Annotated in this window: 13 protein-coding genes; 9 read left to right on the forward strand and 4 right to left on the reverse strand. The window is 73.2% G+C overall.

Translation table 11 applies throughout. The annotated features are described in order from the left end of the window. Positions 1-194 precede the first annotated feature (194 nt). The 6 genes from I6A81_RS05260 (at position 195) to I6A81_RS05290 (ending at position 7,262) form a co-directional block, all read left to right on the forward strand. Positions 195-1,847, forward strand: a complete 1,653-nt coding sequence (locus tag I6A81_RS05260; RefSeq protein ID WP_203001867.1) for a carboxyl transferase domain-containing protein — start codon at positions 195-197, stop codon at positions 1,845-1,847. Positions 1,848-1,967: 120 nt separating this feature from the next. After that, positions 1,968-4,106: an acetyl/propionyl/methylcrotonyl-CoA carboxylase subunit alpha gene (locus tag I6A81_RS05265; protein WP_203001898.1), complete on the forward strand. Its 2,139-nt coding sequence runs from the start codon at positions 1,968-1,970 to the stop codon at positions 4,104-4,106. Beyond that, positions 4,103-5,092, forward strand: coding sequence for a hydroxymethylglutaryl-CoA lyase (locus I6A81_RS05270; protein WP_203001866.1), 990 nt, complete (start codon positions 4,103-4,105; stop codon positions 5,090-5,092). The genes I6A81_RS05265 and I6A81_RS05270 overlap by 4 nt, the downstream gene beginning before the upstream one ends. Further along, the gene (locus I6A81_RS05275; RefSeq protein ID WP_203001865.1) at positions 5,085-6,236 is read left to right on the forward strand and encodes an acyl-CoA dehydrogenase family protein; all 1,152 of its coding nucleotides are present in this window, start codon (positions 5,085-5,087) and stop codon (positions 6,234-6,236) included. Before I6A81_RS05270 ends, I6A81_RS05275 begins: the two co-directional genes overlap by 8 nt. Positions 6,237-6,642: 406 nt before the next feature. Continuing rightward, a complete protein-coding gene (locus I6A81_RS05285; RefSeq protein ID WP_238428646.1) occupies positions 6,643-6,879 on the forward strand; it encodes a type II toxin-antitoxin system CcdA family antitoxin in 237 nt (78 codons plus the stop codon). Next, positions 6,876-7,262: a PIN domain-containing protein gene (locus I6A81_RS05290; RefSeq protein ID WP_203001862.1), complete on the forward strand. Its 387-nt coding sequence runs from the start codon at positions 6,876-6,878 to the stop codon at positions 7,260-7,262. The genes I6A81_RS05285 and I6A81_RS05290 overlap by 4 nt, the downstream gene beginning before the upstream one ends. 51 nt (positions 7,263-7,313) lie before the next feature. Here the strand turns inward: I6A81_RS05290 and I6A81_RS05295 are convergent, their stop codons facing one another. The 4 genes from I6A81_RS05295 to I6A81_RS05310 form a co-directional block, all read right to left on the reverse strand. Further along, positions 7,314-8,630 carry a Kelch repeat-containing protein gene (locus tag I6A81_RS05295; protein WP_203001861.1) on the reverse strand — a complete coding sequence of 439 codons (1,317 nt, stop codon included), beginning with the start codon at positions 8,628-8,630 and terminating at the stop codon, positions 7,314-7,316. Between the two features lie 208 nt (positions 8,631-8,838). Continuing rightward, positions 8,839-9,603, reverse strand: coding sequence for a SigE family RNA polymerase sigma factor (locus I6A81_RS05300; RefSeq protein WP_203001860.1), 765 nt, complete (start codon positions 9,601-9,603; stop codon positions 8,839-8,841). 160 nt (positions 9,604-9,763) lie between these two features. Then, on the reverse strand, positions 9,764-10,882 hold the full coding sequence (hpnH, locus tag I6A81_RS05305) for an adenosyl-hopene transferase HpnH (RefSeq protein ID WP_203001859.1): 1,119 nt from the start codon (positions 10,880-10,882) through the stop codon (positions 9,764-9,766). Between the two features lie 380 nt (positions 10,883-11,262). Further along, complete coding sequence (locus tag I6A81_RS05310) at positions 11,263-12,192, reverse strand: IclR family transcriptional regulator (RefSeq protein WP_203001858.1); 930 nt, start codon at positions 12,190-12,192, stop codon at positions 11,263-11,265. A 133-nt stretch (positions 12,193-12,325) separates the two neighbouring features. Between I6A81_RS05310 and I6A81_RS05315 the strand changes: the two genes are divergently transcribed. From I6A81_RS05315 to I6A81_RS05325, 3 genes are read left to right on the forward strand one after another with little or no spacing between them, the layout of a single operon-like run. After that, positions 12,326-13,645 (forward strand): amidohydrolase family protein, encoded by a 1,320-nt coding sequence (locus tag I6A81_RS05315; protein WP_203001857.1) that lies wholly within the window; start codon positions 12,326-12,328, stop codon positions 13,643-13,645. Then, positions 13,642-14,904: an amidohydrolase family protein gene (locus tag I6A81_RS05320; protein ID WP_203001856.1), complete on the forward strand. Its 1,263-nt coding sequence runs from the start codon at positions 13,642-13,644 to the stop codon at positions 14,902-14,904. Before I6A81_RS05315 ends, I6A81_RS05320 begins: the two co-directional genes overlap by 4 nt. Then, on the forward strand, positions 14,901-15,701 hold the full coding sequence (locus I6A81_RS05325) for an acetoacetate decarboxylase family protein (protein ID WP_203001855.1): 801 nt from the start codon (positions 14,901-14,903) through the stop codon (positions 15,699-15,701). The genes I6A81_RS05320 and I6A81_RS05325 overlap by 4 nt, the downstream gene beginning before the upstream one ends. The last annotated feature ends 87 nt before the right edge of the window (positions 15,702-15,788 follow it).

Consider the following 15,788-nt stretch of genomic DNA (forward strand, 5'->3'; position numbering starts at 1 on the left):
GTCGCCAACGTCGGGAATCCGGCCAGGATGCGGGTCGGGGGACACACAACAGGCGGTCAAGCCGGTTCGCGACGCTGGCGTCGAGTCGCGCGGCGCGAGGCGGCCGACGTTGTGACGAAGACATTCCTGTGATCTCGCCGCTCGCGGCGCGCGGAGACTGGCGTCTGGGGTTAGCGGGCGCTAACCTGGCGGGCATGTTAGCGGCCATTAACCGGGAGTCCCATCCGTTCGGGCCGGCGGCGGGGGCGGTGCTCACCAGCCGGGTCGACGCCGCCTCGACGGAGGGCAGGGCGAACGCGGCGCGGCATGCCGAGCTGGTCGCCGACCTGCGCGCTAGGCTGGCCGGGGCGCGCAGCGGGCCCGAGGCCGCCGTGCGGCGTCATGTCGAGCGCGGCAAGCTGCTGCCCCGCGACCGGGTCGACGGCCTGCTCGACCGCGGCAGCCCGTTCCTGGAGCTCTCGCCGCTCGCCGCGAACGGGATGTACGACGGCGACGCGCCCGGCGCCGGCATCATCACCGGCATCGGCCGGGTCGCCGGCCGCGAGTGCGTGATCGTCGCCAACGACGCCACCGTCAAGGGCGGCACCTACTACCCGGTGACGGTGAAGAAGCACCTCCGGGCCCAGGAGGTGGCGCTCCACAACCGGCTCCCGTGCATCTACCTGGTCGACTCGGGCGGGGCGTTCCTGCCGCTGCAGGACGACGTCTTCCCGGACCGGGAGCACTTCGGCCGGATCTTCTACAACCAGGCGACGATGTCGCGCCGCGACATCCCGCAGATCGCGGCCGTGCTCGGCTCGTGCACCGCCGGCGGCGCCTACGTGCCGGCGATGAGCGACGAGGCCGTGATCGTGCGCGACCAGGGCACGATCTTCCTCGGCGGCCCGCCGCTGGTGAAGGCCGCGACCGGCGAGGTCGTCTCGGCGGAGGAGCTCGGCGGCGGCCTGCTGCACGCGCGCACCTCGGGCGTCACCGACCACCTGGCCGAGGACGACGCGGACGCGCTGCGCATCGTCCGCCAGATCGTCGGATCGCTCGGCCCGCGCGCGCCCCGGCCGTGGGACGTCGCCCCCACCGAGCCGCCGGCCGTCGACCCGTCGACGCTCTACGCCGCCGTGCCGACCGATCCGAAGATCCCCTACGACGTCCGCGAGGTGATCGCCCGGATCATCGACGGCAGCCGGTTCGCCGAGTTCAAGCGGGAGTACGGCTCCACGCTGGTCTGTGGCACGGCCCGGATCCATGGCCACCCGGTCGGGATCGTCGCGAACAACGGGGTGCTGTTCAGCGAGTCCGCGCTCAAGGGGGCGCACTTCATCGAACTGTGCGACGCTCGCTCGATCCCGCTGCTGTTCCTGCAGAACATCACCGGGTTCATGGTGGGCCGTGAGTACGAGGCGGGCGGGATCGCCAAGCACGGCGCGAAGATGGTCACCGCCGTAGCCTGCGCGCGGGTGCCGAAGTTCACCGTCGTGATCGGCGGTTCCTTCGGCGCCGGCAACTACTCGATGTGCGGCCGGGCATACTCACCCCGGTTCCTGTGGATGTGGCCGAACGCCCGGATCTCGGTGATGGGCGGCGACCAGGCCGCGGCCGTGCTCGCCACGATCCGCCGGGACCAGCTCGAGGCCCGCGGGCAGGACTGGAGCGCCGCGGACGAGGAGACGTTCCGGGCGCCGATCCGCGACCAGTACGACGCTCAGGGCAGCCCGTACCACTCGACCGCCCGGCTCTGGGACGACGGCGTGCTCGACCCGGCCGACACCCGCACGGTCCTGGGACTGGCGCTGTCGGTCGCCGCGAACGCCCCGCTCGACGACCGTGGTTACGGCGTCTTCCGGATGTGACGAAGGCCGGACGCGACAGAGACCGGACGGGACAGAGACCGGATGCGACGGAGCCCGGATGCGACGGAGCCCGGATGGGACGGAAGGAAGAGCGGATCGGTGAGCTCGGTGAGTAGCGCCATGTTCGACACGGTCCTGGTGGCGAACCGGGGCGAGATCGCGGTCCGGGTGATCCGGACCCTGCGCGCGCTCGGGATCCGATCGGTCGCCGTCTACTCGGACGCGGACGCCGGCGCCCGCCACACGCGGGAGGCCGACGTCGCGGTGCGGATCGGCCCGGCACCCGCCCGGGAGTCGTACCTGAACACCTCCGCGGTGCTCGCCGCCGCGTGGGCGACCGGCGCGCGGGCGATCCACCCGGGCTACGGCTTCCTGTCCGAGAACGCCGCCTTCGCCGCGGCCTGCGCCGACGCCGGCATCGTCTTCGTCGGCCCGCCGGCGCGCGCCGTCGAGGTGATGGGCGACAAGATCGCCGCCAAGAGGGCGATGGTCGAGGCCGGGGTCCCGGTCGTGCCCGGCCGGGCCGAGCCGGGGATGGACGCGGCGGCGCTCGCCGCGGCCGCCGAGGAGATCGGTTTCCCCGTGCTGCTCAAGCCGTCCGCCGGCGGCGGCGGCAAGGGCATGCGGGTGGTCCGCTCGGCCGCCGAGCTGGCCGAGGCCATCGCCTCGGCCCGGCGGGAGGCCGCCGGCGCCTTCGGCGACGACACGCTGTTCGTCGAACGCTACGTCGACCGCCCCCGGCACATCGAGGTGCAGGTCCTCGCCGACGCGCACGGCAACGTCATCCACCTCGGCGAGCGCGAGTGCAGCCTCCAGCGGCGACACCAGAAGATCATCGAGGAGGCGCCCTCGGCGCTGCTCACCGCGCTCCCGAACGGCGCGGCGACCCGCGCCCGGATCGGCGCGGCCGCCGTCACCGCCGCCGCGGCGGTCGGCTACGTGGGCGCCGGCACCGTGGAGTTCATCGTCTCGGACGACGAGCCTGAGACGTTCTACTTCCTGGAGATGAACACCCGGCTGCAGGTCGAGCACCCGGTCACCGAGCTGGTCACCGGCGTCGACCTGGTAGCCGAGCAGCTGCGCGTCGCCGCCGGCGAGCCGCTGCGCCTGGCCCAGGCCGACGTGCGCCTGACCGGCCATGCCGTCGAGGCCCGGGTCTACGCGGAGGACCCGGGCCGCGGGTTCCTGCCGACCGGCGGCGAGATCGTCGCGCTGGCCGAGCCGGCCGGGGACGGGGTGCGGGTCGACTCCGGGGTCGGCGTCGGCTCGACGGTCGGCTCCGACTACGACCCGATGCTGTCCAAGGTGATCGCCTGGGCGCCGGACCGCGCCGGCGCGCTGCGCCGCCTCGACACGGCGCTCGCGAACACCGTGCTGCTCGGCGTCACCACCAACATCGGCTTCCTGCGCACCCTGCTCGCCCATCCGGACGTGCGGGCTGGCGCGCTGGACACCGGCCTGGTCGAGCGCCACCTCGCCGAGCTGACCACCACCGGCGGCACGGACCCGGCGGCGGACGCCGCCGGAGGCGCCGCGAGCGCCGGCGGGCCGGGCGCGGGCGGGCCGAGCGCCGACGCGCTCGCCGTGTACGCGCTCGCCCAGCTGTCGCGGCTCGCCCCGGCCGGGCAGGTCGTCGACCCGTGGGACATCCCGTCCGGCTGGCGGGTCGGCGAGGACGCCTGGCTGTCCTGGACGGTCGACCTGGGGGGTGGCGCGCGGACCAGGGTGGACGCGCGCGCCACCCCCGCCGAGGCCCGCGGCCCCGATGGCCCGACGCGAGCCTGGGTGCGCATCGAGGACCGGGCGCCGATCGCCGCCCTGGTCGCCCGCGTCACGCAGGCCCCGGCCACCCCCCGCGTCGAGCGGCTGCTGGTGACGCTCGACGGCGTGACCAGCGGCTGGCACGTCGCCGACGGGGCCGCCCCTGGCGTGCTGTGGGTCGGCGCGGGCGGAGCGGCCTGGCCGCTCGCCGAATGGGTGCGCGAGCCGGGAGCGGCCGCCGTGGCGGCCGGTGACGGCCAGGCACGCAGCCCGATGCCCGGCACCGTCATCGCGGTTGACGTCGCCGCGGGGGACGTGGTCGCCGCCGGCCAGCGGCTCGCGGTCGTCGAGGCGATGAAGATGGAGCACGCCGTCACCGCGCCGGTCGCCGGACTGGTCAAGGACGTGCTGGTCACCGTCGGCGCCCGGGTCGACCTGGACGCCCTGCTGGCCGTCGTCGAGGCGGCCTCCCCGGACGAGGCGGGAGCGGAGTCATGAGCATCACGGACTACGGCGCGTATGAGCTGGGGGGCCTGCCGGCCGAGGTCACCATCTACGAGGTCGGCGCGCGCGACGGCCTGCAGAACGAGAAGCGGACGGTTCCGGTCGAGGTGAAGGCCGAGTTCATCCGCCGGATGCTCGCCGCCGGCCTGCGCGCCGTCGAGGTGACCAGCTTCGTGCACCCGAAGTGGGTGCCGCAGCTGGCCGACGCGGCGGACCTGCTGGGGAGGCTGGGCCCCGCTCCTGACGGCGTCCGGATGCCGGTGCTGGTGCCCAACGAGCGTGGCCTCGACCGGGCACTGGACGCCGGCGTCGGCGAGATCGCCGTCTTCGGCAGCGTCACCGAGACGTTCGCCCGCAGGAACCTGAACCGGACCGTCGACGAGTCGCTGGCGATGTTCGCCCCGGTCGTCGAGCGGGCCAGGGCCGCCGGCGTCGCCGTCCGCGGCTACCTGTCGATGTGCTTCGGCGACCCGTGGGAGGGCGCCGTCGCGCCCGAGCAGGTCGGCAAGGTCGCGGGCCGGCTCGCCGAGTTGGGCATCGACGAGCTGTCGCTCGGCGACACGATCGGCGTCGCCACCCCCGGCCAGGTCGTCGCCGTCCTCGACGCCGTCGAGGCCGCGGGCGTGCCCCGCGGCCGGGTCGCGGTGCACTTCCACGACACCTACGGCCAGGCGCTGGCGAACACGCTCGCCGCGCTGCGCGCCGGCGTCACCACGGTCGACGCCTCGGCCGGCGGGCTCGGTGGCTGCCCGTACGCCAGGTCCGCGACCGGCAACCTGGCGACCGAGGACCTGCTCTGGCAGTTGCACGGCCTGGGTATCCGCACCGGCGTCGACCTCGAGGCGCTGGCCGCGACCAGCCGCTGGATGGCCGAGCAGCTGGGGCGCCCCAGCCCGTCCCGCGTGGTGAAGGCCCTCGCCCCACCCGACGACGACGCCGCCACCGACGACGCTGCCCCGAAGGAGGCAACCGATGCCTGACACCCGGCTCACCGACGAGCAGGAGGCGCTGCGGGCAACCGTCGAGGAGTTCGCCCGCGAGGTCGTCGCCCCCGTCGCCGCGCACCACGACGAGACGAAGACGTTCCCCTACGCCGTCGTCGCCCAGATGGCCGATCTCGGGCTGTTCGGCCTGCCGTACCCGGAGGAGTACGGCGGCCAGGGCGGCGACTACTTCCTGCTGTGCCTCGCGATCGAGGAGCTGGCCCGGGCCGACTCGTCGGTCGCGATCACCCTGGAGGCCGGCGTCGGCCTCGGCTCGATGCCGATCTACCGGTTCGGCAGCGAGACGCAGAAGAAGGAGTGGCTGCCGCTGCTGGCGTCCGGCCAGGCGCTCGGCGCGTTCGGCCTGACCGAGCCTGGCGCGGGCAGCGACGCGGGCGGCACGCGGACCACCGCCCGTCTCGAGGACGGCGAGTGGGTGATCAACGGCTCGAAGGCGTTCATCACCAACTCGGGCACCGACATCACCCGGCTCGTCACGGTCACGGCCGTCACCGGCCGCCCCGAGGGCGGCAAGCCGGAGATCTCGACGATCATCGTCCCGGCGGGCACGCCCGGCTTCACCGCCGAGCCGGCGTACTCGAAGGTCGGCTGGCACGCCTCCGACACCCACCCGCTCAGCTTCGACGACTGCCGGGTGCCCGAGGCGAACCTGCTCGGCGAGCGCGGCCGGGGTTACGCGAACTTCCTGCGGATCCTCGACGAGGGCCGGATCGCGATCTCGGCCCTGTCGGTGGGCCTGGCGCAGGCCTGCGTCGACGAGTCGGTGAAGTACGCCAAGGAACGACAGGCGTTCGGCTCACCGATCGGCGCCTACCAGGCGATCCAGTTCAAGATCGCCGAGATGGAGGCGCGGACGCACGTCGCCCGGACCGCCTACTACGACGCCGCGTCGCGGATGCTCGCCGGCGTGGCGTTCAAGAAGGAGGCCGCGATCGCCAAGCTGTTCTCCTCGGAGGCGGCGGTCACCAACGCCCGCGAGGCCACCCAGATCCACGGCGGCTACGGCTTCATGAACGAGTACCCGGTCGCCCGCCACTGGCGCGACTCCAAGATCCTGGAGATCGGCGAGGGCACCTCCGAGGTCCAGAAGATGCTCATCGCCCGCCACCTGGGCCTGTAGCCAGGGCCCGCGACACGCCCGAGGCCGCGGGGCGCGTCGTCGGGACGTGCCCACACCTGACCGATTCCGGAACGAACCTGCCCGTCGTCTCAGGAGCCCCTCCCTCGACAACACCGCGCTCCCCGGGCTCCTTCGACCGCCGCACGTCCGGCCCGAGCAGGTCCACCGACCCCGCCGTTGACCTGGTCCACGAGCCTTGCCCAGGTTTGTCGCGCGGCCCAGCCATGGGTATTGTTGACTCAGACAGTGCCGAAGCGGACAGTGCCGAAGCGGACAGTGCCGAAGCGGACAGTGCCGAAGCGGACAGTGCCGAAGCGGACAGCGCCGAAGCGGACAGCGCCGAAGCGGACAGTGTCGAAGCGGACAGAGAGGGACATCGATGATCGTTGATGTGTATAGTATGCGCATGGCGAGGGTCAACATCACGGTGCCCGACGCACTGCTCGCGCGCGCCAGAACCGCTGGCCTGAACATCTCGCAGGTAACCGCCGTCGCGCTGGCCGAGGAGCTCGACCGGCAGGCGAAGCTCGCCGAGCTGGACACATACCTTCTGGAGCTGGAAAACGATCTCGGGCCAATCCCCGCCGACGAGGCGGCCGCCGCCCGCGAGTGGGCTGACCGACTCCAGGCACGTTCCCGGTGACCCTCGTTCTCGACTCCGGAGGGCTGTCAGGCCTGGTACAGCACCGCGGCCATCTTGCGGAACTGCGTGCACGCGGGCTTTGGCCGGCGCAGGTTCCGGCGGTGGTCCTGACCGAGGCTCTCACGGGCAACCACCAGCGCGACTTCCATGCGAACAGGCTCCTGCGCGCCTGCCAGGTCCGCGAGGTCGACGAGTTGCTCGCGCGCGAAGGCGCCAGGCTACGCGCCGCCACCGGGCGTGCCGGATCCATCAGCGCGACCGATGCCGTCGTGGCGGCCTACGCCGCATCCCAGCGCGATCCGGTCATCCTCACGAGCGATCCCACCGACATGAACGCACTTTCCGAGCACACCACCCAGCCGGTCGAGGTACGGGCGGTCTGATCAGGCCTGCCTGCCACCTCATGGAACGAAGCCTCTCGCCGCGCGTGCGGGTCAGGGCGCGAGAATCCGCGGGCTGGTGCCCGAGGGTCGTGAGCCGGCCGGGAGCGCGTCCGAGGTGAGGTAGGCGCCGTCGGAGGAGGGGACACCGGCGAGGACCTTGTCGGCTCCCCACTCGTCCAGGGGGACCCAGGCGTCGGTGGCCGGGTCCAGAACCTGGGGTTCGGGGTCGGGGCAGTTGGGAACGGCGGCCGCGACCGTCCTGCCGGTCGCCACGTCGCGCAGCGGCACGATCTGGGTCCGGCACAGCGTCTCGGGGCGCAGACGAGGTCCGGGCAGCGATATCCAGGTGCCCGTGGCGAGGTCGAACCTGGCCGCGGCGTTGAGCTGCTGGTACGCCGAGTCGAGCGTCGCCGAGACGACGACGAGCCCCGCGGAGGTGGCCGCCAGGCCGGTGCCCCCGCCGAGTTCGGGAAGCGGCGAGCCCGGAGCCTCGATCCACCGGCGAGCGGCCAGGTCGTAGACGAGCGTCCGCCGGTCCGCCGAGTTCGAGCTCCGGCCCTCCCGGTTTACCAGGATGACCACCCGGCCGTCGATGGCGGCGGCATACGACGGCTTCAGGCCGTCGGCGGCCGGCGCCGTCGGCAGCACGGTCCACGTGCCGGTAGCCGGGTCGTAGGCGGCGCCGTCGATGAGCGTCCGGGACTCGACCGGCGGAAATCCGCCGCGCCAGCCGCCCCAGACGACCAGCCGCCCACCGGCCCAGACGACGGCCGCGCCGTCGCGGGACTGGATGGGGGCGGGCGGCAGCGTCGACCAGGTTCCGGTCGTGGTGTCGAAAGCCAGATCGTTGCCGGCCTCGTGGGCGCCCCCGTGGGTGCTTCCCAGAATCGAGCCGCCCCACAGGTAGACGGTCGTGTCGGAGACGGCGACCGCCATGCGGGTCCGCCGCGTGTCCGGGGCCGGGACGCGCGGGCCGAACGGCGCGCCGGCCGGCTTCGACACGGCCGCGGACCAGCGCGACCCCTCCCAGGTGAGGGAGACGAGCGCGTCGCCGACGGCGAGCAGCCGGCGCGTCCCGTCGTCCGTCGGCAGGACCGCGGCGGGCAGGTCACGCCACCGCCAGGCGTCGACGCCGGTCGCGGCCGGCTCCGGCCGAGGCGCGGTGTCGTCCCGCGCCGATCCCGCGAAGAGCACGGCGGCCGCGACGAACGCCACGACGGCGCTCGCGGCCCCGGCCACGGCCGCCGCGCGGCGCCGCTGACGAGCGCGCCGGACGCGGGCCGCGACGAGGTCTGCCAGCCGGGCGTTGGCCGGCACCCGGTCGGCCACCTGGTGCAGCAGGTCGGTGAGCTGGTTGTCGTTCATCATCGACCGACCTCCGTGACGGTGTGCCCCGGCTCGGCGGGGCGTTCCCGCGTCGGACTCCCGCCGTGGCCCGTGGCGAGGCGCCTCCGGGCGGCGGGGCAGGTTCCGGCGGCGCGGACTCGGCGGCCGGGTGCCGTGATGAGGGCTCGCCCGTGTGACGCTGGCGCGGCGGGGATCGTTGCCATGGGCGAAACCAGCGCGGTCGGCGCGGTCATGCTGGCGGCACCAGCGTGCGCAGCGTCGCCAGGCCTCGGCTGGTCTGGCTCTTCACGGTGCCGACCGAGCAGCGCAGGATGTCGGCGGTCTCGGCCTCGGTGAGCGCGAGGTAGTGGCGCAGGACGACGGCGGCGCGCTGCCGGGGCGGCAGGCGGCGCAGCGCGGCGAGCAGCGCGTCCCGTTCGTCGACGACGGCCGTCGCGTCGGTCGGGTCGGCCCGCTCAGCCGGATCGGCCGGGTCGGCGGGGCGGGCCGGGCCGGGCGGATCGGTGACGCCCATGGGCCGCTCGCCGCGCCAGCGCGCGGAACGCCACCAGGACACCGAGGTCGTCACGATCACCCGGCGCACATACGCCTCGCGGGTGTCGGCGGTGACGTGCGCGCCGCGCAGCCAGGTCTTGACGAGCGCCGTCTGGACCAGGTCCTCGGCCTGTCCCAGGTCCCCGACGAGCAGGTAGGCGAACCGCGTCAGCCGCGTCCCACACCGCCGCACGAACGCGGCGAAGTCCTCGTCCCGGTGTTCCGACCACCTGGCGCCCGGCTGTTGACCACCACCGGATGGCTGGCCGAGTCCGTCAGAATCCGCGTGGCTGACGCGATCGCGGTCGGCCTCGTTCGCCTGCCCGGGCGGTCCGGCCCCGGTCAGACCAGCTGGCTGGCCGGGCTCGGCGGCGGCCGCGCGGGCAGGTGTGGGCTCGGGCGTGCCGACGGGTAAGCACCGGTCGTCCGCGCCCCGCTCCCGCTCGACGTCGCCGCGCATTCACCCCTCCGCGTCTCGAGGCCACGGCCCGATCCAGTTCTGTCTGGAGATACGCGGCCTGGCCCCGGAAGGTTGCATCGTCGGCGGCATGGCAGCCGACTGGCCGGGCGAGCGGCGCCGGCCCGGACCTGACCAGAACGGCCCGGGCCGGCGGGGCTCTCTAGGCGTCGATCTTCTGGGGAGCGTCGCTCGTCGCGGGTGCCGCCTGTCGCGGGACGGCGACCGTCGCGCTCCTGCGCGCGCCGCCGAGCAGGGACGGCAACAGCGCCGGGGCGGCGGAGCTGCTGGCGGCGCGGATCGACTGGCGCAGCGACGCCAGGGTGGCCGTGAGCGCGGTCGGCTCGTAGCCGCAGTGCGCCATGCAGTTGTCGCAGCGCGGGTCGCGGCCCCGGCCGTACTTCTCCCAGTCGGTGGTCTCCAGCAGTTCCTGGTACGACTTGGCGTAGCCGTCGCCCATGAGGTAGCACGGCTTCTGCCAGCCGAACAGCGAGTACGACGGAATGCCCCATGCCGTGCACGGGAAGTCGACCTTGCCCTCCAGAAAGTCAAGGAAAAGCGGCGAGTGATTGATCCGCCACCGGTTGCGCCGGCCGTCAGCGAACGCCTCGCGGAACAGTTTCCTGGTCTCGTCGACGCCAAGGAACTTGTCCTGGCCCGGCGCCTTCTCGTAGGCGTAGGCCGGCGAGAGCATCATCCCGTCGACCTTGAGGTCGTTGTTGAGGTAGTCGAGCACCTCGATGATGGTCTGCGGGGTGTCGGTGTTGAAGAAAGTGGTGTTGGTGGTGACCCGGAAACCACGCCGCTGGGCGTCCCTGATCGCGTCCACGGCCTGGGCGAAGACACCCTGCTTCGCCACCGACTCGTCGTGGCGCTCCTGGAGGCCGTCGATGTGCACGGCCAGCGACAGGTACGGCGACGGGCGCAGCTTGTCGATCTTCTTGGGAAGGAGCAAGGCGTTGGTGCACAGGTAGACGAACTTCTTCCGCTGCACCAGGCCGGCGACGATCTGCTCGACCTGCGGGTGCATGAGCGGCTCCCCGCCGGCCAGGCACACCACCGGCGCGCCGCACTCGTCGACCGCGGCCAGCGCCTGCTCGACCGGCATACGCTGCTTGAGCACGTCCGCGGGGTGCTGAATCTTCCCGCAGCCCACGCAGGCCAGGTTGCAGGCGAACAGCGGTTCCAGCTCCAGGGTGATCGGGAACTTCGTCCGCCCCGCGAGCCGCTGCTTGAGAATATAGGCGCCGATCTTGACTGCCTGCCGCCGAGGAATACTCATCCGCGTCCTTCCCCCCGCTGTTCAGCACGCGCCGCCGTGGCGTCCGCGCTTCACCCTTTGCTCGGTCACCCTAGGCGAGCGTTTTCCGCGCCGCCGCGCGTAAGAATGTTGCGGGAAGCATGTCGCGAATACCCGCCCCGCCCGCGACCCGCCGCGAAACGCGTCCACGGCGCCGCCTGGCCCGGAAAGGCCATTCGTGTCAGGAGTCACGGGTCCCGGCCAGGCACCCCGACCGGCGCCCGGCCCTACCGAGCGGCACGCATACGGTTCTCGCCCACGGCTTGTGGCTCAGTCGCCAAGACGCCAGGCAGGTCGCGAAACGGGCCCTGGCGCCCGGCTGGCGATGATTCAAGCCGTTTCCACCGCATGCGCGGCGATGATCAGATCATGCGCGCCGCGTGGCCGCCGTGCCGGTCGGTGGGCGGGCGGCCGGAGACGTCGGCGGTGATCGAGTCGGTGGCCGCCGTGAGCGCCGCGCCGACGCGGGCCACCTCGCCGCCCGTGGCCGGGGCGGCGAAGCCTCGCAGGGAGACGACGAGGGCGACGTCGCCGTGCGCGTCGAAGACCGGGGCGGACAGCGAGTCGACCCGGTAGGAGACCTCGTCCGCGAGTGCGCCGGCGACGAAGTCGGCCGGCCCGGCGAGGCCGGCGGCGAGGTCGCGCAGCAGGCCGGGGAGCTGGTCGCGCAGGTTGGCGGCGGCCGCCTCGCCGACCCGGCGGCGGACCCGCTCGTCGAGCGAGGCCGACAGCTCGACCGAGTAGCCGCGAGCGCGGACGGCCGGCAGGATCTCGCGGTACTCGCGGCGGTCCGCCTCCACCAGCACGCCGCCGCGGTCGAGCCAGCCCTCGATCACCTCGTCCGGCTGCCAGGCCATGAACGTGATCCCCAGCGGCGGGTGGAACGGGATCTTGTCGCCGACCCGCAGCGTCGTGACCGGGCGCCCGCGCGGGTCGACGACCAGGTGCGCGACCGTGGCGAACTCCCCGGCGGGCACGAGGGCCACCACCGACAGGGCGAGCCGGCGGTGCAGGTCGGCCATCCGGCTGCGCCCGGCCGCGAGCGCGTCGGTGCCCGCCGCCGCGGCCTGACCGGCGGCGATCAGTCCGGGGCCCAGCGCGTAGGTGCGCCGCGTCGGGTGGCGGCGCAGCCAGCCGGCGCGCTCGAGCGCGGCGAGCGTCGGGTAGCAGGTCGCCGGCGTGGTGCCGAGGCGCCGGGCGATCTCCGACTGGCCCAGGCCGCCGGGAGTGCCGGCGAGCATTTCGACGACGGCGACGACCCGGTCGGTCTGCGGCGAGGGACGCGACGACATGCGTCGACTCTAGCGACTTCTTTTTGCATATTGCGAATATTGACATGCGACATGCAAAGAGGTTCCCTGATCGGGCGGCGGGCAGCCGTCGCGGGCCGCCCGAGGCGGCCGGCCGAGCCGGAGGGGACGTCCCATGGCCAACGAGCCCGAGAACAGGCCCGAGAGCAGGGCAGACGCAGCAGACAACCGGCCTTACGTCGTCATTTCGTCCGACAGTCACGCGGGCTTACCCACGGAGCTGTACCGGGACTATCTGGAAAAGGAGTTCCACCCCGCGTTCGACGAGTTCCTCGCGGGCCGGCCGGCGGCGGTCGAGGAGATCCGCCGGATGGGGACGAGCGACGCGAAGTTCGCGCAGAAGTGGTTCACGGAGAACGCCGAAGGCCTCGAGGGCGGCTGGGAGACCGCGCGCCGGGACAAGGAGATGGACGCGGACGGGATCACCGCCGAGATCATCTTTCCGGACGCCGACGCCGTGGAGAGCCGCACCTGCGCGCCGTTCGGCACCGGGCTGGGCCTGTCCGGAGACCTCGACCCGGTGCTGGGCCTGGCCGGTGCCCGCGCCCACAACCGGTGGCTCGCCGAGCTGTGCGCCGGCTCGCCCGAGCGGCGCCGGGGCGTCGCGCTGGTACAGATCACCGCGCCGACCGACGACGTGCTCGCCGAGATCCGCCGCGCCCACGACTCGGGCCTGCGCGCCGTGATGATCCCGGCGATGTGGATGCGCCAGGAGCCGTACCACGACCGGCGCTACGACCCGGTCTGGGCCCTGTGCCAGGACCTGGACATGCCGGTGCTCACCCACTCGGGCCCGGCGGACAAGGAGTCCTACGGCGACCACCTGGGCATCTACGTCACCGAGGTCACCTGGTGGCCGGCGCGGCCCATGTGGTTCATGCTCTGGTCCGGGGTGTTCGAGCGGTTCCCCCGGCTGCGGTTCGGCGTCGCCGAGGCCGGCTGCTGGTGGGTGGCGAACCTGCTGTGGTTCTGGGACCGGCTCTACCTGGGCCAGAAGGGCGCGGAGAAGCTCGGCTCGCTGGGCGACCTGACGATGGCGCCGAGCGAGTACTTCGACCGCAACATCTTCATCTGCTCGTCGAACACCAAGCGGCGCGAGATCGGGATGCGCTACGAGATCGGCCTGGACAACATGCTCTGGGGCAACGACTTCCCGCACCCGGAGGGCACCTGGCCGCGGTCACGGGAATGGATGAAGAAGACCTTCCACGACGTGCCGGTCGCCGAGACCCGCCGCATGCTCGGCGAGGCGGCCGCCGAGGTCTTCGGGTTCGACCTCGACGTGCTGCGCCCGACCGCCGACCGGCTCGGCGTCACGCCGGGAAGCCTCGGCCAGACCGACGACGCGGCCAGCATCGCCAGGTGGGAGCGGGCCAGGACCGTCGGCCGGCACTGGCTGACCGGCCACGACCTGCCGTGGGGGGTCGCGGAATGAGCACGCGCGGGACGCTGGCGCCGCAGGACCGGTACATCGTCATCTCGTCGGACTGCCACGGCGGCGGTGGTCTGCTCGACTACCGGCCGTACCTGGAAAAGAAGTGGCACGACGACTTCGACGCCTGGGCCGCCGGCTACGAGATCCCGTACGAGGACCTCAAGGGCGACCTCGGCGACCGCAACTGGGACTCCGCCCGCCGGCTGTCGGACCTGGAGGCCGACGGCATCGTCGCCGAGGTCATCTACCCGAACACGGTGCCGCCGTTCTACCCGAACAACTCCCTCGTCGAGCAGCCGCCGGCCCCGAACACGGGAGATCTCGAGCGCCGCTGGGCCGGGCTGCGGGCGCACAACCGCTGGCTGGCCGACTTCTGCGCCGCCACCCCCGGCCGGCGCGCCGGCATCTGCCAGGTCATGCTGCACGACCTGGACGCCGCCGTCGGCGAGGTGCGCTGGGCGAAGGAGAACGGCCTGTTCGGCGGGGTGCTGCTGCCGGGAGCGCCGCCCGGCTCGGGCGTGCCGGCGCTGTACGACCCCGAGTACTACGAGCCGCTGTGGGCGGTCTGCGAAGAGCTGGACATGCCGGTCAACCACCACAGCGGCTCCGCCGCGCCGGCCGCCGGCGAGCGGGCCGAGGACAAGGTGATCCTGCTGCTGGAGGTCACCTGGTGGGCCCACCGGGCGTTCACCCACCTGCTGGTCGGCGGCGTCTTCGAGCGCCACCCCGGCCTGCGCCTCGTGCTCACCGAGCAGGGCACCGCCTGGGTCCCCGAGGAACTGGCCCGCCTCGACTACTTCTTCGACCGGATGGGCACCGGCACGGCCGGCTCGCAGGAGGCGGTCTGGGGCAAGGAGCTGGTCGGGCGGATGTCGCTGCGGCCGAGCGAGTACTTCGCCCGGCAGGTCGGCATCGGGGCGAGCTTCCTGCGCGGGCACGAGGTGCCGGCCGCCGGCCGGATCGGCTACGAGAAGATCATGTGGGGCAGCGACTACCCGCACCGGGAGGGCAGCCACCCCTACTCGCGCGAAGCGCTGCGGGCCGCGTTCGCCGGGGTCGACCCGACCGACGTCGAGCGGATGCTCGCCACCAACGCCGCCACCACCTACGGGTTCGACCTCGACGCGCTGCGGCCGCTGGCCGACCGGTTCGGCCCGACGGTCGCCGAGGTCGGAACGCCGCTGGCGCCGGCCTCCGTGCCCCTCGACGCGGAGAAATGCCCAGCGCTCATCGGCTACGGCAGGGAGGAATCATCGTGAGCACTCGCATCCGGTACGGGGCGCGCACGCCCGACCAGCTGCGCAACCGCGAGGTCGAGGCGACCTCCGTCGACACCTGGGCGATCTCGATGGTCGCGATCTACGAGACCGATCCCGAGCTGGTCGCGGCCGTCTTACCCCCACCGCTGGCCGCGTCCGCGCCGGAGCACGTACGGGTCACGATCGCGCGGGTCGACGTCGGCCGGGGCCTGCCGCCGTTCGGCGCCGGCACGTTCGCCGTCGGTGCCGGCCACGACGGGATCGTCGGCGACTACGCGCTCGTCATGCCGATGACCACCGAGCAGTCGGTCATCGGCGGACGGGAGACGTTCGGCGAGCCGAAGAAGATCGGTGACGTCCGTCTGGAGCTTTCCGGCGGCCTCGCCCTCGGCTCGCGGGTCTCCGGCTCGGTCACCCGGCTCGGGGTCACGTTCGTCGAGGTCAACGGCCTGCTGGCCGAGCGGCTTCCGACGCCCGAGGACGGGGTGCGGTCCAGCTTCTACCTGAAGTTCCTGCCGGCGCCCGACGGCAAGGGCTTCGACGACGACCCGGCGCTGGTGCACGTCCAGCGGCGCGAGAAGACCCGCGCGCTGTTCCGGGTGGACGGCGAGATGATCCTGCGCGAGTCGCGGTTCGACCCGGTCGCGGACCTGCCGGTCCGCCGGCTCGTCGGCATCGAGATCGCCGAGCGCTCCAGCGTCCAGACCGGCGCCGTCGTGCGCCGCCTCCCCCAGGAGGACATCCTCCCGTTCGCCCACCAGCGCTACGACAACCTCTCGCCGGTCGGCGAGGAGTAGCGCCGCCCACGCCGTCCGTTCGTCCCGCCGGGTGGCGCCCCCGCGGGCCCCCGCCGGGGTGTGTTTAACAAAAGGCGCAGGCCCCCC

Source organism: Frankia nepalensis (assembly GCF_016786325.1).
Lineage (GTDB): Bacteria > Actinomycetota > Actinomycetes > Frankiales > Frankiaceae > Pseudofrankia > Pseudofrankia nepalensis.